Below are 24,033 nucleotides of genomic sequence, written 5' to 3' on the forward strand. Positions count from 1 at the left end.
ACTGCACAAGAGGTCTTCTTGTTGGTCTATTGGGCTAACGCGACATCAGTGAACGACGAAGAATAAGAGCGCACATCACCGCGAACACTGCGTACATGGCTAACCAGTACTGCGCCATGACAAATATCACGGTGCTGGGGATGAATCGAGTAGCCCCCACCAGGACAACTGCCACTATCAAGGCCACGACTTGGCTGCGGCTAGCTGCTTGATCTCTGCGCACGGTGGCGAATGCTCCCACCACCATTGCCGCCACTAAGAGGATGAGAAACCTCGGAGTGACTTCAAAAGGCGCCATCCAGCCATCAGTGAACACCGCGATGACGGTGAACACTAGTAACGCCACGGCTAGCGCCATGAAGGCACCACCGACGCGCAATGCCAAGGGAACTTTGTAGACAGGCTTATCGGGTGCCGCCCGGCCGGGATCGTTGACGTCTCGGTTCTTGCTCATGGCCTGCAGAGTCTACTTGGTCTCGTACCAGCCCCAAAGAATGGCGCGGCCCAAAGAATGAAAATGGAGATTGAAGCCCAGAACCGTGGCCGTAGCCGTCTGGTCAATATCGAGTTTCTCCACGTCAACGGCGTGCACGGCAAAGAGATACCGATGAGGGGTGTGGCCAGCGGGGGGATTGGCTCCATAGTAGGAATGCACACCAGCATCCCCTGCCAACGTGATCACTCCCTCAATCCCGCCTAAGGATTCATCGGATCCTGCTCCGGTGGAAAGCTCTGTCACTGATACTGGGATATTGAACGCCGCCCAATGCCAAAATCCGGACGCAGTCGGGGCATCTGGATCAAAGCACGTCACTGCTAGGGATTTGGTGCCCTCTGGAAGATCAGACCAAGAAAGCTGTGGGGAAATACTGGCCGGCGCGCACTGCGCCTGGGCGAGCTCAGCGCCGTCGATAAGGTCGGTGGAATTAAGCGTAAAAGAAGGCAAGTCCTTCAATGGGGCATACGGGTCAGGGCCGGGGAAACGAGGATCGTCTGCATAGGTGCTCATATATTTGTTTGTACCTGAAATCAAACCCCAGCGTCACTAAGCAATAGATGTCGAGGTCGGATCGGGAATATCAAAGGTGTGATTCTTAAGTCGTTCAAGCATGCCAAAAAAGGGCATATAACCTCGCGATTTGTATGTTTTACGTCTGTCCGGCTAATGTAATGCGAGTGCTCAGCCAGTAAGGATTGAGACAAACACCCAGCCCGGGTGGCGGAATGGCAGACGCGCTAGCTTGAGGTGCTAGTGTCCTACTAACGGACGTGGGGGTTCAAGTCCCCCTCCGGGCACAGTGCAGTACCGCGGAAGATAGTTTGATATCTTCCGCGGTACTTTTTTCTATGCTCTTACGCAGAGCTGATCGGGGCAGTTCACTCAGTACGAGTGATATCTCAACCGAATGGACTGCCCGCAGTTCCTACAATGAGCTAGTGCTGCTCGTTGGGATCGTTGTCGGCATCCTGCTTAGTCTGGTGGAAGGTACCGGGCACATGGTCAGGAGCTGCATAGATCGAGTACAGCTTGACGGTCTCCTCGCCCTCATTGACGAAGTTGTGCCACTTGCCGGCAGGGACGAAAATAGCGAAATCATCTTCGACGATCCGATCGACATCGAGATTGTTCTCATCCGTGCCGATCATGATGCGGCCTTGTCCAGCCTCCAGGCGCAAGAACTGATCGTGGTCATCATGAACTTCAGCGCCAATTTCCCCGCCGGCGGGGATGGCCATGACCGTCATCTGAAGGTACGAGCCGGTCCACAGGGTGTCGCGGAAGGCACCGTTGTCGAGAGTCACCTTCTCGATATCAAGCACATAGGGGTTCGGCCCATGGTCGGTTCGCAGATCTGACATGTTCTCTCCTTCTAGGTGGTTCAATGTCTCTACTTAGAAGTCTAGTGATCTCTAGACGGTGCGGCTAGGAGATCGAATTTGCGCTCCCGCGTACACTCACCTTCCGTGAAACACTTCGGTCATTTTGTCTGGGGACTTTCCCGAGACGCGCAGGCCGCGGTACGGGGCTGGTCTCGAACTCGCAAAACCCTAGTGGTGATTGGATCAGTCTTATTCCTAGCCATTGCCATATTCGCGCGTATTCCCTCCCTCGATGTACTGGTGGGTTGGGGATCAGCTGCTGGTCCGGAGTTCCTCTTGGCCTTCTGGCTGGGCTACGTAATCGTCACCATGTTCCCAGTTCCTCGCACTCTGTTGACCTTGGCCAGCGGGGTTCTCTACGGACCTTGGGTCGGAATTTTGGTGTCTCTGACAGCCACTACCGTCTCAGCCGCGTTGTCACTCATCGTCGTCCGTAAGCTGCTCGGCGAATGGATGCGGCCGCGCCTTAATCATCCCTCTGTCGCGGGGATCAACCACCGCTTAGAACAACGTGGCTGGTTGGCGGTGGCCTCGCTGAGAATGATCGCAGCTGTCCCCTTCTCAGTGCTCAATTATGCGGCTGCATTAAGCAGCGTGCCCCTGGTGGCCTTCACGCTGGCGACGCTGGTGGGATCGACTCCTGGCACAGTGGTCACCGTCGCATTGGGCTCCGCACTTACCGGTGAGATTGATCCACAGCTGCTTGTCATCACTGTCGCTCTGGCGCTAGTGGGAATCGCGGGACTAGTCGTGGACTATCAGACACCCGTCAAGCCTGTAGAGTAGACTGCAGAGAACATAGAAGAGACATTTAGCTGCAGGGAGAACCAGTGCTTGCCGTCCACGCCCGATACCGAGGTCGCGAGATCCGCCGTTCCGCACTGGTCAAGCGCTCCGCGGAGGCACTATCCACGCTCAATGGAGTCGGAGAATTCCACGTTCTGGGAGTTGAGGACATCTGCGCAGCCGTGGAATCCCCTCGTGCAGTCTGTGACACCGTCATGGCGCTGCTCTCCGATGGAAACTGGGTCATCGGTATCGGTGTCGCCCCAGGTGGCAATGCCGACATTGCACGCAAGACTGCCACCGCATCGCTGAGCAAAGGGGGCAGGGCCGGAATAGTTAAGGCCAAGTTGAGCACCCGTGGAGGGGCAGACCGCGCAGCGGATATCGCCGCTGTCTTCGCGCTATTAGGACAAGTGTTAGCCAAGCGAACCCTGGAAGGCCGAGAGGCGACCTCCTTGGTTCGTTCTGGGCTCAATCAGAACGAGGCCGCTGAGGAGTTGGGCATTTCTAAGCAGGCAATGTCCCAGCGGCTTCAAGCAGCAGGTTGGCAAGCAGAGACCGCTGGCTGGCAGCTAGCAGTCAATCTGATTGCTCGGGCGGAAACTAGCGAGTAGTTCTAGCTTTGGCGCTTCACTTCTTCGCTACCGCGAGCTTATTGATCAATTGCAGATTGCTCGACCGAAGAGCCCTCGGTAGAGCCTTCGATCTCAGCTGTGGTGGAGTCTGGGGCTGAATGGCGAGATGATGAGGCCTTCTTTGCTGCCTTAACCTCGTGAAGCTCCGGATCCACCGGTTTGTTTGCTACCGCAGTGGCCGCTGCAACTGCCGCAGCGATTTCTGGATCAGAGGCGGTAGAAAACCACTCATCAATGTTTTCTGGTTCTGCCATTTCACGGGTTTCCTCATCAACTCCGTTTGGCTCGTAGCGGAATACCCCTTCCTCATCCTTCTGTGCGAAGGCACGCGCAAATTGCTCAAGGGAATCGCCGAACTGAGAAGGAATCATCCACATCGTTGAGGCTTGACCCTGGGCCAGCTCTGGCAGCTTCTCCAAGTATTGATAAGCCAGCACCTCTGGGGTGAGCTTGGACGCCTTGACCGCAGCATTGATCTTTTGGATCGCGCGGGCTTGGCCTTGAGCCTCAAGGTAGCGGGAGGCACGCTCGCCTTCTGCCCTGAGCATCATGGCCTGACGCTCGGCTTCAGCTGCGAGAATAGACGCATGCTTGTCACCTTCAGCAGAGAGAATACGAGCCTGCTTTTCACCCTCAGCAGTCTTGATGTCTGACTCTCGGCGACCTTCTGCAGTGAGAATCATCGCCCGCTTTTCGCGGTCAGCTTTCATCTGCATTTCCATCGACTGCTGGATGGACGGCGGTGGATCAATAGCTTTAAGCTCCACACGGCTGATTCGTAGGCCCCACTTTGAGGTCGCGGCATCTAGCTCACCTCGAAGGCGGCGGTTGATGGTATCTCGTGAGGTAAGGGTTTCTTCCAGCGTCATTCCGCCGACCACATCTCGGAGGGTCGCCACCGAAATCTGTTCTACACCAACGATGTAGTTGTCAACGCCATAGATGGCCTTGGCAGGTTCATTAATCTGGAAGGTCACGACGATGTCAATGGCCACGGTTAGGTTGTCTTGGGTGATCACCGCCTGTGGCGGGAACGAGACCACGCGTTCACGGGTATCGATTCGGGCGCGCACCCGGTCGATGAACGGTATCAAGAAGGTAAGACCTCCCGATACCGTCCTGGTGTAGCTACCCAATCGTTCAATTATTGCGGCTTCTCCCTGAGGGATTAGCGCGATGGATTTGATCACTACTGCTGCGACAAAAGCGAGCAGCACGACCAAGAGAATGATTTCTACCATGTGTTCAAGATTCCTTCCAGACGACTGCGGTTGCCCCGTCGATGCTGACTACGGTGACGCGATCACCTTCGGCAAAAGTGTGCACGGGGTCGAGGGAACGTGCTGACCAAATTGAGCCATCCATCCGAATCTGCCCCCCGGCGGCTTCGATAGGAGCAATAACCAACGCCGGAGAACCAACCAAAGCCGTGACCGAGGTGTCAAGCACTTTCGGCTGATAGAGGCGGCGCTTGAGATACGGCCTGAGAAACACCAGGAGGCCAAGCGAGGTGACGGTAAAGGCCACTACTGATGCCCATAGCGGGAGCCCGATCAACGAGATCCCCGTTGCTGCTAGTGCTCCACCGGCGAGCATAAGCAGCGTCATCTCCCCCACTGCCAATTCCAGGCCTGCGAGTACTAATGCTGCGATAAACCAAACTATTGCTCCCACGGGCCCCAACCTACCGGAAGCCTTCCTACATGAGGTCAGACTTGGTTAGCTCGGGTGTGGTGACGAAATCAACCAGCCGCTCAACTGCACCGATGAGAGAAGAATCAAGATCCCGGAAAGAAGTCACTGCGGCGGAAACTCGCCGCCATCCTTCTTGCGGGTCTGACCAGCCTGCTCGGCGGCAGATTCCGGTCTTCCAATCTTCACCATAGGGAACCTCGGGCCACGCACGAAGTCCTACCCGTTCTGGTTTAACTGCTGCCCAAATATCGATAAAAGGATGGCCGGTGACCAGTACATGTTCCCCTACTGTCTCAGTCATCCGAGTCTCCTTCGATCCTTTCACCAAGTGATCAGCCAACACCCCGACCCGACGGCCGGGACCAGGAACGAATTCGGCAAGTCGCTCCTCAAGGTTGTCTAGTCCTTCCAAATATTCGACTACCACCCCTTCTACCCGCAGGTCATGGCCCCAGACCTTTTCGACGATCGCGGCATCATGGATACCTTCCACCCAGATGCGGGAGGGCGCAGCGACCTTGGCTTCAAGATTTTCTACTCGCCGAGACCCAGAATTCGAATGCTGAGGAGTCTTCTTCTGAGGTGCGATATATCGAGTGAGGGTGACCGCGTGGCCTTCGTAGAGAAACCCACCGGGAAGCAGCTGAAACAGACGCCTAGTCCCCCGACGATCTTCGAGCCGGACGAACTCACCGTCGTAGGTACGTTCCCAGCCAACAACCGCGCCGACGAAGTCCTCTCCACGGATTTCTACGACGGTGCCCGGTTTTGCGGGAATCTTCGGATACTCGCGGGGACGATTTCGGTTATGTCCGGAAAAGATGTCTCCCCGGTAGGGGTCGTTGAAACTCATGGTCATTGATTCTATCGGCTAGACTCCCGCGCCATGGATATCCGTGCCCAAGTTTGGTCCCCGCTGCAGAACACTTCTATCTGGTTGGGCGCTTGGCTCTATGGACTTGAATCGACCGATGACCTCATTGATGCTTTAGCAGATCTGGGTAATCCAGAGCTCACGGAATTCCTCCGAGAGTTAAGGAATACGACGAGCAGTCTGTTAGCCGATAGTGGCGAGCCGGTTCTTAGGCTCGTGTTGTCTGGCCCCGGAGAACCCATCGGAATCAGAGCAGATAGCGCTGCGGCACGCGCGGCGTCGAAAAGCACAGCGGGAGCGATTCTCATTCGAGACCCAGATCCATTGACCACTCATGTTCTGGTCCCAGACTCAGTGATCGGCTGGCAGTGGTTTACCGAAACTGGTCTACAACCTGCTCCCGCATGGTTGAGCCCAGGCGAAGCCGACCGACTACTGAGCAAGGCGACTGAAGATGCAGCCCGGCTGGTGGAAGCCTCGGGTTATCGTGCAACGGGCTTAGACTCTCCCCGGTTGACGGTCGGTGCGTTGTCCGATTTCTACGACGCCCCTGGTCTGCCAGGATCAGTTCCGCCGCGGGCAGCAAAGCTCTTTGCCCGAGCAGATCGGGTGGCCGCCATCGTGGAGACGGTGACCGGTCGGATGAACGATCACCAGATTGACCCGCAGTTGCTGGGTCTGTGGCGGCATATTCGAGCAGCCCGGATGGCCGGAGTCTCCTATGCGGTCGGCGAATTCGGCCGTTTGTTCTGACAACAACCGGGTTTGCAGGGGCTACCGTTTAGCGTGCAGCCTTGGACTGTCACTTCTCCCAGCCCCACTGGCGGCAGACCTTGGACCACCTCATCCACCAGCTCGAGGATCATCTTCGGAAAAACCTCTGAGGGACCAATGGTCTTGGTGCGCTCAACCAACACGCCCAATTCCTTGGCTGCATCAACGAGTTCGGTATCAAGATCCCAGAGCACCTCAATATGGTCGGAGATGAATCCGACTGGGCAGACAACGACTGCGGTTGTGCCGCCGGCTGCCAACTCAGTGGTGTGATCGACGATATCGGGCTCGAGCCACGGAGTCGCAGGATTGCCTGAGCGTGACTGCCACACGAGGTCGTAACTATCTACACCTGCTGTCTGGGCAATCAGACGAGAGGATTCAGCGACCTGCCGAGAATAGAGATTCCGATCCTCTGGACCACCAGCTGCATTATCAGCTGCGGTGGGTACAGAGTGGGCGGTGAAAAGCAGCTTTGTGGTGGGCAGCTGATCCTCGGGGATCTTCGCGAGTGCTTCGTTTACCGCATCGGCCATGAATCCGACAAACCTCGGATGGTCATAGAACTGCCGTAATTTGGTGAACTCAATGCTCGGCAGACCTTGATCTGCCAAGTGCGCGATCATTGCCTGGATATCTTCATGGTATTGCCGGCAACCGGAGTAACCACCCCATGCACTCGTGGCGAAAACCAGCGCTCGGCTTACCCCGTCACGAGACATTTGCTCGGCGGTATCAGCTGCGAATGGATGCCAATTGCGATTGCCAAAATAGACGGGAAAATCTATCTCTCGGTCGGACATCACTGACTCGAGATGAGCAATGATCTCTCGATTGAGGTCGTTGAGTGGGCTTTTTCCACCGAAGTGGAAATAGTGTTCACCGACTTTGGCAAGACGCTCTCGGGGAATCCCACGACCGCGGGTGACATTCTCCAAAAATGGAACGACCTCGTCGTTTCCTTCGGGGCCACCAAAGGAAAGTAATAGGAGGGCATCATAATGTGGGGTTTGAGCCATGACCGCCACATTACCAACAACAAGCCCTCACCAAGACTAGATCAAGCGCACAGCGTACTCAGACATGCCTGACCAGCGCACTGGAGAGGTCTTAACATAGGAGCCCGAACTGGGTGCTTCGAGCATCATTCCATCACCGAGGAAGATTGCCACGTGGTTGCTGCCGCCTGAGCCATAGAAGATCAGATCACCGCGTTCCATCTGGCTCGGATCGATTTTAGTACCGTGGTTGTACTGGTAACCGGTGTAGTGCGGTAGTGCGATTCCAGCGCCAGCAAAGGCATAGATCATGAGTCCGGAGCAATCGAAACCGATCTTCTGGTAGTCGCCATAAGAGTCAGCAACTCCGCCGTCACGAATACCTAGGGTCGGGCCAGTGGCATTACCTCCACCCCAAGCGTAAGGGACTCCGATCTGAGTTTGTGCTCGGGCAATGACTGCTTCGATAGTCGCGCTTCGGTCGCCTAGGACAGTTTCAGAGGCCTCAGCTGTGATGTCCTCAATCGTGTTGATTGGGGGCAGCGCGGTCAGGTCAGTGTCGATAATTTCCGAGGAATCTTCAGTCGAAGGACCCTGGACTGGAGAAGATTCTTCGACATCTTCCTCGCCTAGATCTTCTTCGACATCATCTTCGATGGCCTCAGGCTCTTCTTCCACCGCAGGGTCATCAAGAGCTTCGGGGTTTTGAATCGCGGCGATCTCAACTGGATCGCTTTCTTCATCGCTGACCGAAGGATAGGGGTTATCAAGAGAAGTGTGATCGGCCTGTGACTGAGCAATCAACGCTGCGGCTGCGGCAGAGGCTGCAGCAACGGCCAGATCCTGCAAAGCCTGATTCTGCTCATCTTGACGCGCCAGTTCTGCGGCTTCTTCGGCAGCTTTCTCTTCCGCTTCAGCAAGTTCCTGTGCCTCTTGCTCTGCCTGCTGAGCAGCTTCGGCGGCCTCCGAGGCAGCAGCTTCAGCTTCCTGTCGAGTTTCGGCAGACTCGTTATCGCCTAGATCTTCAACTGCGGCCTCGGATTCGGCCTGTCGCTGTGCAGCGGTTTCAGAGGCTGCAATGGCAGCTTCCTTGTCTGCTGCCACACGGGCGGCTTCTTCCTCAGCGGCAGCCCGGGCTTGTGCCGTGGCGGCGGATTCATCTTCAGCTTGTTGCTGATTCTGCTCCGCCGACTCGAGCTCAGCTACTGCGGTTTGCTGAGCTGGAGTTTCTGCTGGAGAATTCCGGATCTCATCGAGCTGGGCTTGAGCTGCGTCTCGCTCTGCTGCCAGCCGGTCGCGCTCTGCAGTGACGCTAATAATCTGCTGGGAGGTTGCCTCGATGGCTGCACGGGCATCAGCTTCTCTAGTGGTTGCTTCCTTTTCACGCGCCTCTGCAAGATCGCGTGCTTGGCGTAGCTGCGATTCTTTATTGGCCTGCTCTGTGCGAAGAAGATCAAGTGCTTCAATGGCTTCGCTTTGCCGTTCAGCCTGACTGCGCAGATAAGTCTGCCGATCGAGTGAGGCTTCGGCGGCTTCCTCGCCAGCCAAGGTTGTTACCGCCGTCAGTGCGGTGGTGCGACGGTAGGCAGAACGGGAAATCTCATCGAGATTGGCCTGGGCTTCTTCAATCTCGCTTTGAGTTTGATCCAACTCTGCGCGGGCAGTGATGACTCCTTGTCGAGCCTGCTCAGTGGTGGCTTGTGCATCATGCAGATCAACGAGCGATTGATTGACGCTCTCACGTAGGGCCCCGACTTCAAGCTCCAATCGGTCAAGATCAGATTGTGAGTCAGTTAAGGATCCGACGAGACCTTCAGTTGCGGACTCTGCCTGCGCGATGATAACCCCAGGCTGCGCGACAGCTGGGGTGATCGTGCTCAAGGTCGCGGTGCTTACGGCAATCGCCAGGCTGATGCGCAGGCGTGCTCGGAAAGTCATGGTAGCCACTCAAGCTCCTAATTTTCAGACTTGTCAACCATGAAGACTTGACATGACTAAAAGGTCTCGGTCATATTCTGGTCAGCTCGCGACCTCAGACACCTGTCCACTTCCCTTGCAATCTCTTCGCGCTTTGCGTGCTTCCCCACATGCCAGTGCGTAGATAGTGACGCCAATCAAGCCGTCAATACTGATTGAAGCTAAGTCTGTCATCAACTCGCGAGCCGATTCCTGAACCATAATTCACATGAGTCACTCATGACCCAACATTCCCCTCGAATGGTGGTCAATAGGCAAGGGTTGACCAACTCGGCCAGGTGCATGACCTGCAAAGTTATGGAGCTGTAATAATCTTGTGAGATAGCTCACATTTATGGGTCAATTAGCGACATTTGGACAATTTTGAGTAACTGTTTGGCAACGAAAGTTTCCCATCCAGCTAATAAGTCAAGCTTGAAAGCTTGACAATAAATATGCTCTAAATCGCCCAATCGCGGCAACTGTGTTGCGTTCGCATGCGGGAGCGAAACTATCGCCGGGACGCCATAAAGCCCCAGATGGTTAAGGCAATCACCAAGGCGATCGCGAACAGGGCAAATAGGCCCATGAGAAACCAATTTGCCCCGGCATTGGCCAGCTGATCCAGGAAATAGAAAGTGCCTTCTTCAATGTTCGGATTGCCGAGGAAGGCGTGTTGAGCAGATTCAATTGCAGAGCGAGAGTGCGTCTCACTGACTATTGCCCCAGTGCCTGGCGCTCGGACGATGATGGTATCAAGGTCCGTAGCCATCAATAGTTCTTGAGCTATGTCGCGGAGATCCGCAGTTATATTTGGAGTGAAATCCAGCACGACCACACCGACTGGACCCACGTCGATGGACTCGGCATGTGTAACGGCACTAACAAGCCCAGGTTCCAGGCCGGCGCCCATATTGACGGCATCCGGATTGCCGAAAGCTACGGAATCTTCCTGTAACTGCTGGGCGAGATTCGGAATGTCGACACCGGCAGGGATCATAAGTTGGAGGCACTTTCTCGAGACGATGTGATCAGACTGGTTACGTTATATCTATTACGGGTGTGATGGGGGTGGGGGCACGCCGCTAGTAGCCCCGAAAAACCATAAACAAAACGCTCGTACTGTTAAACTCGCCACAGTCGACGTTCCATCGCCCTAGACTTGGGTATGGACCATCGCGTTCTGCCGTATTCGCCACCCTTGATCGGGACACGCGCTCACGGTAACGAACATTTCAGTTCAATGAAGAGGAAATGGAGCTCCCTGTGACCGAAAGCAAGAACTCCTTCAACGCCAAGCGCACCCTCGAGGTCGGCGACAAGTCCTATGACTATTTCGCCCTCGATGCAGTGCCGGGTATGGAGAAGCTGCCCTACTCCCTGAAGGTTCTCGGCGAGAACCTTCTGCGTACCGAAGACGGCTCAAATATCACCACCGAGCACATTGAGGCAATTGCCAACTGGGATCCGGAGGCAGAGCCTTCTGTCGAGATCCAGTTCACCCCGGCTCGAGTCCTTATGCAGGACTTCACCGGCGTTCCTTGTGTTGTTGACCTTGCCACTATGCGTGAGGCCATTAAGACTCTCGGTGGCGATCCGGATGGCGTTAACCCGCTGAACCCGGCCGAGATGGTCATTGACCACTCGGTGATCGTCGAAGCCTTCGGTAACTCCGCGGCTCTCGATAAGAACGTCGAGATCGAGTACCAGCGCAACGAGGAGCGTTACCAGTTCCTACGCTGGGGCTCCGAGAACTTCTCCAACTTCCGGGTTGTTCCCCCGGGAACCGGCATCGTTCACCAGGTCAACATCGAGTACCTCTCCCGCGTTGTCTTCGACAACGAGGGTGTGGCTTACCCAGACACCTGTATCGGCACTGACTCCCACACCACTATGGAAAATGGTCTGGGAATCCTGGGCTGGGGCGTCGGCGGCATTGAGGCAGAGGCGGCCATGCTCGGCCAGCCGGTCTCCATGCTCATCCCGCGTGTCGTTGGCTTCAAGCTGACCGGTGAAATCCCGGCCGGCGTCACCGCCACCGACGTGGTGCTCACCATCACCGAGATGCTTCGCGCCCACGGCGTGGTGCAGAAATTCGTCGAGTTCTACGGAAACGGCGTCAAGTCTGTCCCGCTGGCCAACCGCGCCACCATCGGCAACATGTCCCCCGAGTTCGGTTCTACCTGTGCGATGTTCCCGATCGACGAGGAGACCATCAAGTACCTCGAGCTGACCGGCCGCTCCAAGGAAGATGTCGCTCGCGTCGAGGCTTATGCCAAGGCTCAGGGCATGTGGCTGGAAGAGGACGCTCCGGAAGCTACCTTCTCCGAGTACCTCGAGCTGGATCTGTCCACCGTCGTGCCGTCGATTGCTGGCCCGAAGCGCCCGCAGGACCGCATCCTGCTCACCGAGGCCAAGGAACAGTTCCGCAAGGACCTGCCGACCTACGCCTCTGATGAAAGCGCCGAGCCAGTTAAGGCCACCGCTGTCGAGGGAGACTCCTACAACGAGTCCTTCGCTGGCAATGGTGAGTCTGCTGCCGCAGGTGCTGAGGGTCGTGCCTCCACTCCGGTGGTCGTCGAATCCCCCAAGGGTGGCGAGTACACCCTCGACCACGGCATGGTCGCTATTGCGTCCATCACCTCGTGCACCAACACCTCTAACCCTTCGGTTCTGGTTGCCGCTGGTCTGCTGGCTCGTAAGGCCAGCGAGCTGGGTCTGCAGTCCAAGCCTTGGGTCAAGACCATCTGCGCCCCGGGTTCCCAGGTCGTTGACGGCTACTTCAAGCGCGCTGACCTGTGGAAAGACTTTGAAGCCATGGGCTTCTACCTTTCCGGCTTCGGTTGCACCTCGTGTATCGGTAACTCCGGCCCCCTTCCGTCCGAGGTTTCTGGCGCAATCAACGAGTTCGATCTCGCTGCCACCGCAGTGCTCTCCGGCAACCGTAACTTCGAGGGTCGTATCTCCCCCGACGTGAAGATGAACTACTTGGCTTCCCCGCCGCTGGTCATCGCCTACGCTATCGCCGGCACCGTGGACTTCGATTTCGAGACTGAGGCTCTAGGCCAGGATAAGGACGGCAACGACGTCTTCCTGAAGGACGTTTGGCCCTCCACCGCTGAGATCGAAGAGACCATCGCTGGCGCGATCTCTCGCGAGCTCTACGAGGCTGACTACGCTGACGTCTTCAAGGGCGACCAGCAGTGGCAGGATCTCGACATCCCGACCGGTAAGACCTTCGAGTGGGACGAAAACTCGACCTACATCCGCAAGGCTCCTTACTTCGACGGCATGCCCGCCGAGGCTCAGCCGGTCACCGACATCAAGGGCGCCCGCGTCCTGGCCAAGCTCGGCGATTCGGTCACCACTGACCATATCTCGCCGGCTTCGTCCATCAAGCCGGGCACCCCTGCGGCCCAGTACTTGGACGCACACGGTGTCGAACGTCAGGACTACAACTCCCTGGGTGCCCGTCGTGGCAACCATGAGGTCATGGTCCGCGGTACTTTCGCTAACATCCGCCTGCAGAACCAGCTGGTCGACATCACCGGTGGCTACACTCGTGACTTCACCTTGGAAGGCGCTCCCCAGGCCTTCATCTACGATGCTGCAGAAAACTACAAGGCAGCCGGCATTCCGCTGGTCGTTTTGGGCGGTAAGGAGTACGGCACCGGATCCTCCCGTGACTGGGCGGCTAAGGGCACCAACCTTCTTGGCGTGAAGGCCGTTATCACCGAGTCCTTCGAGCGTATTCACCGCTCGAACCTCATCGGCATGGGTGTTGTCCCGTTGCAGTTCCCGGTCGGCGAGTCTCACGGCTCCCTCGGCTTGGATGGCACCGAGACCTTCGACATTGAGGGCATCACCGGCCTCAATGATGGAGTAATCCCGAAGACCATGCACGTCACCGCTACCAAGGAAGACGGCACCACCGTGGAATTCGATGCAGCAGTGCGCATCGACACCCCCGGCGAGGCTGAGTACTACCGTAACGGCGGCATCCTGCAGTACGTTCTGCGCCAGATGGCAGCCGTCTAAGGCTCATCGTTTCGCGCAGTCAACACTGCATTCTTTGAGGGGACTGCCTCCTCGGTAGACATCACCGTCTCCCGAGGAGGCAGTCCTCTTTTCGCGTCTTTGCCTTTGCTAGGAGGACTTTTCAATGCCTTTGGTCAGCGATCTCGAGCTCACACGCCGCCGTACGGAGATTCTGGAGGGCGCCCGGCGTTGTTTTGCTGAACACGGCTACGAAGGTGCCACGGTTCGATTACTCGAGAGAGCCACCGGAAAGTCTCGCGGTGCAATTTTCCATCATTTCGGCGACAAGGAGAACCTCTTTCTGGCCTTGGCGCGGGAAGATGCTGCTAGGCAGGCGGCAGTAGTCGCTGAAGAGGGCCTAGTTGAGGTGATGCGCGATATGCTCAAACACCCTGAGCGTTATGACTGGTTAGCCACCAGGTTGGAAATCACCAAGCTGCTCCGCACAGACGCGGTCTTCCGTATCCGCTGGCGCAAGCATCAAGAGGTCCTTGATTCCGCAGTGGAAGATCGATTGTCGCAGCTCGCTGCCGATGGTCGCATGAGAACAGATGTCTCCGCCGATGTGCTTCATACCTATCTGGAAACGGTCCTCGATGGGTTCATCACTAGGTTGGCTTCTGGTGGGTCTACTGAAGGTCTTGAAGAGGTCCTCGACTTGGTTGAGAGCACTGTCAGAAAGCGCTCCTAAACAGGATGCGTAGGTGTGTAGAATACACACTTATGCCTAAAGTCCTCTTTGTTTCGCTCCGCTCTGGTGAACTCGCAGATCAAGTTTCCACTGCCGAGTATCGCGACTTTATCCAGACCACAGGCTTGACTTTTCCTGAACTTCCCATGATAGTTCTAAGTTCGACCGAACGTAGCGTGGGCAATCTCAGCGACTATGACGGAGTGATAGTGGGCGGAAGTTCGCTCAACATCACCAATGAACCGTGGGATGATTGGCAACACCATATTCATCAGCAACTGAGTGAAATCATAGAATCTGGACTACCCACGTTTCTGGTCTGTTATGGAGCCAGTTGGCTAGCACACACCGTAGGAGGGACCATTGGCCACCAGTTTGCTGAGCAAAGTGGTCCCACCTATGTCGAACTCACTGATGCCGGACGCACAGATCCCATCAGCGCAGGCTTGCCCGATAGTTTTACTTCGTTGACTGGGCATACCGAGTGTATTGAAGCTATTTCTCCCGAGCTGACAGTGTTGGCAAGTGGGCCTAGCTGTCCCGTTCAATTTCTCCGCTATCGCGAACATGTTTGGGCAACGCAGTTCCACTCAGACATGGACGCCGCTGCCATGCACGACCGGATGAATTTCTACCGTGATTACGGATACTTCTCCCCGGAAGACTACGACACCATCGTCGCCGGCCTACCTCAAGTCGACACCACGTGGTCAAACCAGTTGATGCGCAATTTTGTCGACTATTGTGACCGGCGTCAGCTGTCCTTTCGCTAGAGCTTCTCGACGCCGTGTTTGGCGGCTTCGACTCCACCTGTGCCATCGATGAAGGGCAGGATGTCTCTTTCCGGGAACGAGTCTCGAGTGGCCATCTCTGCAATGACCATGGCCACTAGCTCACGAGAGGTCTCGACAGCCCCATCTCCGGGCAATGCACCAGAGATGACTTCGATGCCATTAGCCGGATCCATAGTCAGCCTGGCTGGGGCGAGGATAAGGAAGTCTAGTTCGGAGTCGAGCAACCGCTGATCTACGGTCTTTTTAGAGTCGGCATAAGGGAAGAATGGATCCTCTGGATCAATCCCATGGTCGAGGGAACCCAGGTAGGAGACCATGATGAGCTTGGGTTGCTGCGAAGTTTCGTCCTTGAGCTTTTCCAAAGCACCGATGCAACACAGTGCCCCATCTCGGTCAATGGCATAAGTGGCGGTGGCGCCTCCATGCCCACCGCTGCCAGCCGACCAGACCACAACATCAAACTCGCCCAACAGCTGTGCCCAGTCATCGGTGTCGAGAACACTAAGGTCACGAACTAGTGGAGTGGATCCGAGAGCTTCAATATCTGGGACTTGTTCAGGACTTCTAATCAAAGAAGTGACATCAAGGCCTGCAGAAACGAGCCGAGGAGTGGACAGTTGGGCAACTTTTCCGTGCCCGCCGATGATCAATACCTTCTTTGTCATGTCATCCACCCTACGGACTATTTGGGCCGCATGCCCTCAACATAACGCCTTGTTGCCCATTTCTGTACCGCGTGTGCCACTGGAGATCCCAACCGAGCCAACCACCAGGAATGTTGAGAAAACGCCACACAACGGCCAGTGACTTCGCCAGAATCTGCTAAATCAATGATGAATGCTTCTTCCCCGCATTCGACATGCCCAGGTAGGGTCCCATAGACCAATACATGGCGGTCTGGAGTGGATTCCTCGTGGAGGATCAGACACGGAGACATCGTCGGACCGAAAGTAAGTCGGACTAGTAGACCTTCACGGCTAACTTTGACTCCAGCATGTTCATGCGCTCGCCAATCCGTTAAACGAGTCGCGGCAGCTGAAAAACACTCTGTTCCGTGGCCCAAGACAGCCGAATGATCAGTGATTGCCCACGAGTCATCAAGGCCAAACTCGCTGGGAGCTTGTCCCTTGGCAAGCCCTAGGGTGACTAACTTTAAATGATCAGGATAGGTCAGTGAGGACAACTACTTGCGACCGAACATCCAATAAGAGGCTGGGCCCACGCCGTTGAGTGCTTGTGCCAGCACCCACACCCACTTCGGGCCGCGGATATCTTCCGCTGGGCGACGGTAGATATCAATCAATACTGCAGTTTTAGCAACCACATCAGCAATGGTGAGTGCTGCTAGGCCAGCTTTCTGACCACAGCTCGCGTTTGAACAGCTCTTGAGATCTTTAGCAGTCATAGTGTCCAATCCTAGTTGACGCCGATATGCTTGAGGAATGTTTGCCATCATGACAGTCACCGGCGCAGATCACACCGGAATCATTGCCGCCGTAACCACCACTCTGGCCGAGCAGGAGATCAACATTCTCGATGTCTCCCAGACAATCATGGATGAGTGGTTCACCATGATTCTGCGGGTCGAGTTCGATGAACACGCCACCGATATCTCCACCATTCAGAAGCGGATTTTAGAGGTGGAGCAGGCCCAAGGTCTCATTATCCGAATCCAATCCGAGGCACTGTTTACTGCCGTTAACGAGATTTAGACAGGATTACAGGCCACTCTATGAGCTTTCATCTAAACACCCGAAGCATCCTCGATACCATCGAGATGATTGAACAGTACCGACTAGATATCCGCACCGTGACTATGGGTATTTCCTTACTCGGATGCACAAGATCGACTATGGATGAGACGTGTCAGGCTGTCCACGATCTCGTGGTCACTCGGGCCGAGCGATTGGTCGAGGTATGCGAAGGCATCGAGGCCGAACTAGGAATCCCGATTGTCAACAAACGCATCTCGGTGACTCCGGTTGCGCTAATCACCGCTGGACTCGAGGGCAATCCAGCAGATATTGCGCGTGCTTTAGACTCCGCGGCCAAGAAGGTCGGCGTCAACTTCATCGGTGGCTACTCTGCACTCGTCGAAAAGGGCGCAACTACCGCAGACAAAGCCCTCATCCGTTCGATCCCGGAAGCGTTGAGCCAGACCGATGTAGTGTGTTCCTCGGTCAATATTGCTACCTCGCGGGCAGGCATCAACATGAATGCTGCTGCCGCTATGGGCCGAGTTATCAAAGAATCTGCGGAGCTGACTAAAGATCAATCAGCGATCGCCTGCGCCAAACTGGTGGTCTTTGCCAACTCTGTCGGCGATAACCCGTTTATGGCGGGCGCTTACCACGGCGTCGAAGAACCCGATTGTGTGGTCTCAGTGGGTGTCTCCGGACCCGGTGTAGTTGACCGGGCACTCGGCTCCCTCGAGGGTGCCAGCCTCGACGAGGTCGCAGAAGAGATCAAGAAGGCAGCATTCAAGATCACCCGCGCAGGACAACTGGTGGGTGATATGGCGGCAGAGCGGCTTGGCGTGCCCTTCGGCATCGTCGACCTTTCGCTGGCACCGACCGCCGAACAAGGTGATTCTGTGGCCCACATCCTTGAACACATGGGGCTTGATCAGGTAGGCACCCATGGCACTACCGCTGCTCTAGCACTGCTCAATGACGCAGTGAAAAAGGGCGGCATGATGGCCTGCTCGCGTGTGGGTGGGCTTTCCGGTTCTTTCATCCCGGTCTCCGAGGACAAAGGAATGATCGATGCCGTGCGTTCCGGCTCGATCACCATGGACAAACTCGAAGCGATGACTGCCATCTGCTCGGTCGGATTCGACATGATCGCTATTCCTGGAAATACCACCGCAGAGACTATCGCGGGCATGATCGCCGATGAAGCCGCCATTGGTGTGATGAATCATAAGACTACTGCGGTCCGAGTAATCCCGGTCCCTGGAACCGCACCTGGAGACGAGGTCAACTTCGGAGGTCTTCTAGGATATGCCCCAGTCATTCCGGTCAACCAAGTTGGCAACTCCACATTTATTAACCGTGGAGGGTTCATCCCCGCCCCAGTTCACGGCTTCCGCAACTAAGGTTTTTCCAAGAGCTTTTTCGGGCTCGGGCGTAGAATATAACTATTATGTTCTCTCCGTATGCGCTAGCTGCCCAGGAAGTTTTTGATAGCTTAGACAGTCGTCCCGAGGGCTTATCAGCTCAAGAGGTAGTTAACGCAAAGAGCGCTCATGGTGACAATATTCTGCCCCAAGCTCCCGCAGAATCTGCGTTTCATCGGTTGTTGAGACAATTCAATGACCCGATGATCTTTGTCCTTATCGGGGCCGCGGCGCTCACCGCTGTTCTCGGGCATTACATCGACACCATTGTTATTGCCGCGGTGGTGTTGATTAACGCGCTCGTCGGTTTCATCGAAGAGGGCAAAGCAGCCAATGCTCTGGCGGCTATTCAGAACATGCTCTCCCCTACCTCCCAAGTACGCCGTGACGGGCGCTGGATGACCGTGGGCGCAGAGGAATTGGTCCCCGGCGATGTCGTCAAGCTCAGTGCCGGCGATAAGGTGCCAGCTGACTTACGTCTATTTCAAGCCAGCAGTTTACGCATTGAGGAAGCCGCACTGACCGGTGAGTCAGTGCCCTCAGACAAACGTTCCAATGCCGTGGAACAAGACGCCGATCTTGGTGATCGCAGCTCGATGGCCTTTTCTAGTACCACTGTCGTTGCTGGCTCCGGATTAGGAATAGCTACCGCAACCGGTAAAGATACCGAGATTGGCCGGATTACCTCCCTCCTCAACCAAGTTGAGCACGTGGAAACTCCGCTGATGAAGTCAATGGCTAAGTTCTCTTCCTTCCTCGCTGTTGCTGCCGTGATCATGGCAGCACTCATGGCAGTGACCTCGGTGCTGCTCTATGACACCAGCTGGGAGGAAGTATTCATGTCCGCCATCGGTTTTGGCGTGGCAGTCATCCCTGAGGGGCTGCCAGCAGTCATGGCCATTACCTTGGCTTTGGGTGTGCAAAAGATGGCTGATCGTAAAGCCATCACGCGTCGCCTCAACTCCGTCGAAACGCTCGGCTCAGTCACTACCATCTGCACAGATAAGACCGGAACGCTCACCAGAAACGAAATGACTGTCCGGACCGTAGTTACCCGGGCGCATACCTACCAGGTCACAGGCACCGGATATGCACCGCAGGGCGAGGTTCTTATCGACGGTCGCAGCGTCACTATGAGCTCTCCCGCGCACCCAGATCTAGCTCACATGGTGGAGGTAGCTGAACACGCCAATGACGCGGCCGTCGAAAAGCATGAGGGCAGCTGGACTCTGATCGGAGAACCCACTGACGGCGGTATCCGCACCTTCGCCCTCAAGGCTGGCTCGACCAATCCAGAAAATCGGATCGCAGCAGTGCCCTTCGATTCTGAACATAAGTACATGGCCACTCTGGATCAGCTCTCTGCAGACTTGGTCATCCATCTCAAGGGTGCTCCCGATCGGCTTCTGGAGCGTTGTTCCTTCCAAGCAGGGCCCAATGAGACCACCGAGCCGATGGATCGGGATTTCTGGGAAGCACAGATCGAACAATTAGGTTCCAAAGGGCTGCGAGTTCTTGCCGCGGCACGGCGCTCGGTGGCGGAAACAACCACCGATATCACCACTGAAGATATCGACGCTGGCGGCTTCGAGTTCTTAGGTCTCTATGGCATCATCGATCCTCCCCGCGACGAAGTTCCAGAGGCGGTAGCTACTGTCCAGCGGGCAGGTGTGCGTGTCCGGATGATCACCGGTGATCACGCTTCAACCGCCGCTGCCATTGCCCGCGAAATTGGCCTGGCCGGCACCACAGCGATCACCGGCGCCGAGCTGGAAGCTGCCACCGATGAACAATTGCGCGAGATCGTCAGTGACTATGACGTCTTCGCTCGTACCAGCCCTGAGCACAAACTGCGGTTAGTGCGTGCCTTGCAAGATAACGGAGAAGTCGTCGCTATGACTGGCGACGGCGTCAACGACGCACCTTCACTCAAGCAAGCGGACGTCGGCGTAGCCATGGGCATCAAGGGCACTGAGGCGACTAAAGAGGCCGCGGATGTGGTCTTGGGCGATGACAACTTCGCCACCATTGCCTCGGCGATGAAGATGGGCCGAACCATCTACGACAATCTGCGCAAGGCCATCGTGTTCATGTTGCCGACTAATGGTGGCCAGGGCTTAGTGATCTTCGTGGCCATGCTGGCCGGTATGACCTTGCCAATTACTGCACTGCAGGTGCTGTGGGTCAACCTCATTACTGCCGTTACCTTGTCGTTGGCGTTATCATTTGAACCCTCTGAGCCGGGAATTATGAAACGTTCGCCCCGCGATCCGGCGGCCCCGTTGCTGGATCGGGAAGCGATCATCCGGATTCTCTACGTTTCTGCACTTATCGGTGCTGTCACCATCTGGGTATTCAATGACGCCTACGACAGTGGCGTGAGTTTAGATGCTGCCAGAACGGTGGCGGTGAACACCCTCGTTGTTGGTCAGATCTTCTACCTATTTACTGCTCGCTTCTCGCACGTTTCCGCCCTACGCCGTGAATTGTTCACCGCCAACCCAGTTTCATGGGCCTGCGTCGGAATCATGCTGCTGCTGCAGTTGGGCTTTTGCTACCTGCCTTTCATGCAAACCGCGTTCAACACCACCGCAGTGAACTGGATTGGCTGGATTGTTCCGCTCTTTGCTGGCATCTTGGTCTTCGCAGCGGTAGAAATTGAGAAGCTCATCCGGCGACGAAGCGCTATTACGAGCGAGTAGACTGCTCGGTATGCCAGATACCTCTCGCCCCTTCCTCCTGATCAGTACTCGGCCGGAGGATGAGGCTGCTGCAGCCGAATTGATTAGCTTTCGCGAGAAGATGGAACTAGATGACACTGGTCTCATCCAACACCGTCTCGAGTCCCAGCCCTTGAACGATCTGAATTTGGATGAGTGGTCCGGGATTTTGCTGGGCGGTAGCCCTTTTAACGCCTCAGATGCGTGGAAAACACCGCTGCAATTGCGGGTAGAGGCCGACCTAGCTCGCCTGATGAATCAGGTCATCGCCGAGGACTTTCCGATGTTCGGCGCGTGCTACGGAGTCGGTACTGTCGGCACCGCAATTGGAGCCAACATCGATGACACTTTCGGCGAGAAGCCACGAGTCATCGAAGTTGGTCTGACGGAAAAGGGGCGCAAGGACCCCATGCTTGAGGGACTGCCGGAACGCTTTTCGACGATGGTGGGACACAAGGAAGCAATCGCGCTCCTGCCTGCAGAAGCCGAGGTCTTAGTCCAGGGTGAGCACTGTCCCATTCAGATGTTTCGCTACCTCCGAAACATCTATGCCACGCAGTTCCACCCAGAGCTCTCCCCCGAGGCCTTCGCCCAGCGTCTGCGGATCTACGCCGACGCCGGCTACTACGAGCCCGGTGAGCTCTCCGATATCCTCGCTACCACCCGTGGAGTGGATCTCACTGTAGATGATCGAGTGCTGCTCAACTTTGCGCGCACTTATGCGCGTTGATATTTCCTAGCCTTTTAGGCTAGTTCGACGATCTCCATGTACTCATCCGACCACAAATCCTCATCGCCATCAGGCAACACGATAACGCGGTCAGGCTCAAGGGCCTTGACTGCGCCCGGGTCGTGAGTAACCAGGACAACTGCACCTGTGTAGGTACGCAGGGCGTCGAGGACCTGCTCACGCGACATCGGGTCAAGGTTGTTGGTGGGCTCATCGAGCAGGAGGACATTGGCGCGGGAGGACACCAACGCAGCCAAAGCCAGACGGGTCTTCTCACCACCGGAAAGGGTGCCAGCGGGCTGCTGGAGCTGTTCGCCAGAGAACATGAACGCGCCCAATAGGCTGCGCAATTCCTGCTCCGCAGCATCAGGACAGGCGCTAATGGTGTTCTGCCACACGGACTTGTCTGGGTCGATCGTGTCGTGCTCCTGGGCGAAGTATCCGATCTTCAGGCCGTGGCCAGAAACCAAGCCGCCTTCACCATCAGTGCGTTCGACACCTGCAAGCAGCTTGAGCAGGGTCGTCTTGCCTGCGCCGTTGTAACCCAGCACTACTACTCGTGAGCCCTTGTCGATCGCTAGATCCACACCAGCGAATACTTCCAACGAGCCATACATCTTGGTCAGACCCTTGGCGAACAAGGGAGTCTTGCCACAAGGTGCCGGATCCGGGAAAGAAATAGCAGCGACTCGATCATCGACGCGGACGGCATCGAGCGAGCCCATCATGCGATCAGCGCGGGCCAGCATCTGCTTGGCAGCGGCAGCCTTGGTGGCCTTAGCGCCCAGGTGTGCAGCCTGCTTTTTGAGCGAAGAGGCCTTCTTCTCAGCATTGGAGCGCTCGCGGCGACGGCGTGCTTCATCAAGCGCGCGGGCGTCCTTGTACTTGGCAAAGCTCATGTTGTAGACATCGGCCTCAGCGCGGACGGCGTCGAGGAACCAGACCTTGTTACACACAGCGTTGAGCAATTCAACATCGTGCGAGATCATGATCAACCCACCCTCATGCTTGGACAGGAAGCCACGCAGCCACGTGATCGAGTCCGCATCCAAGTGGTTAGTGGGCTCATCGAGCAACAAAGTGGTCTGGGATTTTCCGGAACCGTTGGTAGCGGCAAACAGAATCTGAGCCAGCTCCACGCGACGACGCTGTCCACCCGAGAGGGTGTTAAGGCGCTGATCAAGGATGCGCTCAGGAAGACCGAGGTTATCGCAAATCTGAGCAGCCTCAGAGTCAGCCTCATAGCCACCCAGTGAAGAGTACTGCTCTTCCAGGCGGGAGTATTTAAGGATGGCAGAGTCCCGCTGGCGATCATCGGAGGTAGTCTCCATGATCTCCTGCTGGCGCTCTAGCGAGCTGCGTAGGGCGTCGAGACCACGCGCAGAGAGTACTCGGTCTCTGGCAGTCTGCTCAATGTTGCCCTCACGGGAGTCTTGGGGCAGATAGCCGATCTCCCCAGCCGAGGAAATCTTGCCGGAGAAAGGCTGAGTCTCCCCCGCCAAAATACGCATAGTGGTGGTCTTGCCGGCACCGTTGCGTCCGACCAGACCGATCCGATCGCCCGGATGCACGCGCAGGTGCTGTCCGGGTGCGGTGAGCAGGGTCCTGGCGCCGACGCGCACTTCAAGGTCGTTGGAGACAATCACAAGGAACCACTCTAACAACCCGGTCAAACCGAACGCGGGCACCCTACACTGGGCCCCATGAGCAGACTGCCCAAAGAGACCGACCAACCAGCCCAGGATTACATCGTCGAGTATCGAGCTGGACAGTTTCAGAATGGTTCTTTAGTGCTGCGGTTTTCTGGGGACCCAGATGAAAAGACACTGCGGGCTGCGTTGCAGAACTTTGGGCTCCCGGCCTCCGCGCTCGAGGAGGTTCGCGCTAGACCGCTTAATACCGGCCGAATGTGGGATAACGTCTCCACCTCTCGGGACACGCTCAGTGACTCGCGCTGGCCGCAGGAAAGCGTCTCTGCGCCCACTACTGCACCTACTTCAGCCCCCACCGTGCTCTCGACGCCTCCACGTCGGCGTCCGAGACTGCCTTCGCTACCGACCTTCATCGTGATAGCTGCCTTGGTATTTGTTGCTCTTGGCTTTCAAGCCATCCCGGCTAAGGAGCAAGGCCAAGGGGTCGGTGAGCTGCTATCTGAAGACTCTCCGACCTTGGAGATCTGCGGTGATGCACTCACTGAATTCGGCGCAGGTAACGGCGGACCGAGACAGCTCTTGTCTGATGAGCCAACGCAGTTTCCTTTTACTCCGGCTAACGCCGCCTTCTTCATCTCTTGCGTCCTCGCTGTCCCCTAATTAGCGACGAACGCCCCACCCTGCACTTAGC

At 56.3% G+C, this 24,033-nt stretch carries 24 protein-coding genes and 1 tRNA gene; 12 read left to right on the forward strand and 13 right to left on the reverse strand.

Going from position 1 to position 24,033, the window contains the following annotated elements; genetic code table 11:
- Positions 1-34 precede the first annotated feature (34 nt).
- Together C5L39_RS01905 and C5L39_RS01910 are read right to left on the reverse strand one after the other, a co-directional pair.
- Positions 35-454, reverse strand: coding sequence for a hypothetical protein (locus C5L39_RS01905; protein ID WP_197714704.1), 420 nt, complete (start codon positions 452-454; stop codon positions 35-37).
- Between the two features lie 12 nt (positions 455-466).
- Positions 467-1,009 carry a YbhB/YbcL family Raf kinase inhibitor-like protein gene (locus tag C5L39_RS01910; protein ID WP_123047210.1) on the reverse strand — a complete coding sequence of 181 codons (543 nt, stop codon included), beginning with the start codon at positions 1,007-1,009 and terminating at the stop codon, positions 467-469.
- A 201-nt stretch (positions 1,010-1,210) separates the two neighbouring features.
- On the opposite strand from C5L39_RS01910, the gene C5L39_RS01915 reads away from it, so the two are divergent.
- Positions 1,211-1,296, forward strand: a tRNA-Leu gene (locus tag C5L39_RS01915).
- Positions 1,297-1,434: 138 nt separating this feature from the next.
- Here C5L39_RS01915 and C5L39_RS01920 read toward each other — a convergent pair.
- Complete coding sequence (locus C5L39_RS01920; protein ID WP_123047211.1) at positions 1,435-1,860, reverse strand: cupin domain-containing protein; 426 nt, start codon at positions 1,858-1,860, stop codon at positions 1,435-1,437.
- Positions 1,861-1,965: 105 nt separating this feature from the next.
- Here C5L39_RS01920 and C5L39_RS01925 point away from each other — a divergent pair, with 105 nt between their 5' ends.
- Complete coding sequence (locus C5L39_RS01925; RefSeq protein WP_123047212.1) at positions 1,966-2,667, forward strand: TVP38/TMEM64 family protein; 702 nt, start codon at positions 1,966-1,968, stop codon at positions 2,665-2,667.
- Between the two features lie 44 nt (positions 2,668-2,711).
- A complete protein-coding gene (locus C5L39_RS01930; RefSeq protein ID WP_123047213.1) occupies positions 2,712-3,281 on the forward strand; it encodes a MarR family transcriptional regulator in 570 nt (189 codons plus the stop codon).
- Positions 3,282-3,319: 38 nt separating this feature from the next.
- Here C5L39_RS01930 and C5L39_RS01935 read toward each other — a convergent pair whose 3' ends face one another.
- Genes C5L39_RS01935 through C5L39_RS01945 form a run of 3 tightly spaced genes read right to left on the reverse strand, consistent with a single transcriptional unit; the run spans position 3,320 to position 5,850 of the window.
- Positions 3,320-4,543: an SPFH domain-containing protein gene (locus tag C5L39_RS01935; RefSeq protein WP_245974844.1), complete on the reverse strand. Its 1,224-nt coding sequence runs from the start codon at positions 4,541-4,543 to the stop codon at positions 3,320-3,322.
- 4 nt (positions 4,544-4,547) lie between these two features.
- The gene (locus C5L39_RS01940; RefSeq protein WP_123047214.1) at positions 4,548-4,976 is read right to left on the reverse strand and encodes an NfeD family protein; all 429 of its coding nucleotides are present in this window, start codon (positions 4,974-4,976) and stop codon (positions 4,548-4,550) included.
- A 25-nt stretch (positions 4,977-5,001) separates the two neighbouring features.
- Positions 5,002-5,850, reverse strand: a complete 849-nt coding sequence (locus C5L39_RS01945; RefSeq protein ID WP_197714705.1) for a DUF3097 domain-containing protein — start codon at positions 5,848-5,850, stop codon at positions 5,002-5,004.
- A gap of 33 nt (positions 5,851-5,883) precedes the next feature.
- On the opposite strand from C5L39_RS01945, the gene C5L39_RS01950 reads away from it, so the two are divergent.
- On the forward strand, positions 5,884-6,624 hold the full coding sequence (locus C5L39_RS01950; protein WP_123047216.1) for a hypothetical protein: 741 nt from the start codon (positions 5,884-5,886) through the stop codon (positions 6,622-6,624).
- Here C5L39_RS01950 and C5L39_RS01955 read toward each other — a convergent pair.
- The 3 genes from C5L39_RS01955 to C5L39_RS01965 all read right to left on the reverse strand — a co-directional run bounded on the left by C5L39_RS01955 (position 6,591) and on the right by C5L39_RS01965 (position 10,599).
- Positions 6,591-7,664, reverse strand: coding sequence for a ferrochelatase (locus tag C5L39_RS01955; RefSeq protein ID WP_123047217.1), 1,074 nt, complete (start codon positions 7,662-7,664; stop codon positions 6,591-6,593). The two genes, C5L39_RS01950 and C5L39_RS01955, sit on opposite strands and share 34 nt — an antisense overlap.
- A 36-nt stretch (positions 7,665-7,700) precedes the next feature.
- Positions 7,701-9,581 carry a DIP1281 family NlpC/P60 protein gene (locus C5L39_RS01960; RefSeq protein ID WP_123047775.1) on the reverse strand — a complete coding sequence of 627 codons (1,881 nt, stop codon included), beginning with the start codon at positions 9,579-9,581 and terminating at the stop codon, positions 7,701-7,703.
- Between the two features lie 529 nt (positions 9,582-10,110).
- A complete protein-coding gene (locus C5L39_RS01965; RefSeq protein ID WP_123047218.1) occupies positions 10,111-10,599 on the reverse strand; it encodes an Rv1476 family membrane protein in 489 nt (162 codons plus the stop codon).
- 266 nt (positions 10,600-10,865) lie between these two features.
- Between C5L39_RS01965 and acnA the strand changes: the two genes are divergently transcribed.
- The 3 genes from acnA to C5L39_RS01980 all read left to right on the forward strand — a co-directional run bounded on the left by acnA (position 10,866) and on the right by C5L39_RS01980 (position 15,101).
- A complete protein-coding gene (gene acnA / locus C5L39_RS01970; RefSeq protein WP_206750000.1) occupies positions 10,866-13,637 on the forward strand; it encodes an aconitate hydratase AcnA in 2,772 nt (923 codons plus the stop codon).
- A 124-nt stretch (positions 13,638-13,761) separates the two neighbouring features.
- Positions 13,762-14,328, forward strand: coding sequence for a TetR/AcrR family transcriptional regulator (locus C5L39_RS01975; protein ID WP_123047220.1), 567 nt, complete (start codon positions 13,762-13,764; stop codon positions 14,326-14,328).
- Positions 14,329-14,360: 32 nt separating this feature from the next.
- A complete protein-coding gene (locus C5L39_RS01980) occupies positions 14,361-15,101 on the forward strand; it encodes a glutamine amidotransferase (RefSeq protein WP_123047221.1) in 741 nt (246 codons plus the stop codon).
- On the opposite strand, the gene C5L39_RS01985 is transcribed toward C5L39_RS01980, so the two are convergent.
- The 3 genes from C5L39_RS01985 to C5L39_RS01995 are packed head-to-tail and all read right to left on the reverse strand — an operon-like array spanning position 15,098 to position 16,527.
- Entirely contained in the window at positions 15,098-15,787 is a 690-nt protein-coding gene (locus C5L39_RS01985) for an SDR family oxidoreductase (RefSeq protein WP_123047222.1), read from the reverse strand. The two genes, C5L39_RS01980 and C5L39_RS01985, sit on opposite strands and share 4 nt — an antisense overlap.
- 17 nt (positions 15,788-15,804) lie before the next feature.
- On the reverse strand, positions 15,805-16,305 hold the full coding sequence (locus C5L39_RS01990; RefSeq protein ID WP_123047223.1) for a DUF1990 domain-containing protein: 501 nt from the start codon (positions 16,303-16,305) through the stop codon (positions 15,805-15,807).
- Complete coding sequence (locus C5L39_RS01995; RefSeq protein ID WP_123047224.1) at positions 16,306-16,527, reverse strand: PLDc N-terminal domain-containing protein; 222 nt, start codon at positions 16,525-16,527, stop codon at positions 16,306-16,308.
- Positions 16,528-16,564: 37 nt separating this feature from the next.
- On the opposite strand from C5L39_RS01995, the gene C5L39_RS02000 reads away from it, so the two are divergent.
- From C5L39_RS02000 to C5L39_RS02015, 4 genes are read left to right on the forward strand one after another with little or no spacing between them, the layout of a single operon-like run.
- The gene (locus C5L39_RS02000; RefSeq protein ID WP_123047225.1) at positions 16,565-16,834 is read left to right on the forward strand and encodes an ACT domain-containing protein; all 270 of its coding nucleotides are present in this window, start codon (positions 16,565-16,567) and stop codon (positions 16,832-16,834) included.
- A 20-nt stretch (positions 16,835-16,854) separates the two neighbouring features.
- Positions 16,855-18,219 (forward strand): PFL family protein, encoded by a 1,365-nt coding sequence (locus tag C5L39_RS02005; RefSeq protein ID WP_123047226.1) that lies wholly within the window; start codon positions 16,855-16,857, stop codon positions 18,217-18,219.
- Between the two features lie 47 nt (positions 18,220-18,266).
- A complete protein-coding gene (locus C5L39_RS02010; RefSeq protein ID WP_123047227.1) occupies positions 18,267-20,942 on the forward strand; it encodes a cation-transporting P-type ATPase in 2,676 nt (891 codons plus the stop codon).
- Positions 20,943-20,952: 10 nt separating this feature from the next.
- Positions 20,953-21,690: a glutamine amidotransferase gene (locus C5L39_RS02015; protein ID WP_123047228.1), complete on the forward strand. Its 738-nt coding sequence runs from the start codon at positions 20,953-20,955 to the stop codon at positions 21,688-21,690.
- Between the two features lie 14 nt (positions 21,691-21,704).
- Here the strand turns inward: C5L39_RS02015 and C5L39_RS02020 are convergent, their stop codons facing one another.
- On the reverse strand, positions 21,705-23,336 hold the full coding sequence (locus tag C5L39_RS02020; protein WP_123047776.1) for an ABC-F family ATP-binding cassette domain-containing protein: 1,632 nt from the start codon (positions 23,334-23,336) through the stop codon (positions 21,705-21,707).
- A 57-nt stretch (positions 23,337-23,393) separates the two neighbouring features.
- Between C5L39_RS02020 and C5L39_RS02025 the strand changes: the two genes are divergently transcribed.
- Positions 23,394-24,002 carry a hypothetical protein gene (locus C5L39_RS02025; RefSeq protein WP_123047229.1) on the forward strand — a complete coding sequence of 203 codons (609 nt, stop codon included), beginning with the start codon at positions 23,394-23,396 and terminating at the stop codon, positions 24,000-24,002.
- The last annotated feature ends 31 nt before the right edge of the window (positions 24,003-24,033 follow it).

The organism is Corynebacterium alimapuense (assembly GCF_003716585.1).
Lineage (GTDB): Bacteria > Actinomycetota > Actinomycetes > Mycobacteriales > Mycobacteriaceae > Corynebacterium > Corynebacterium alimapuense.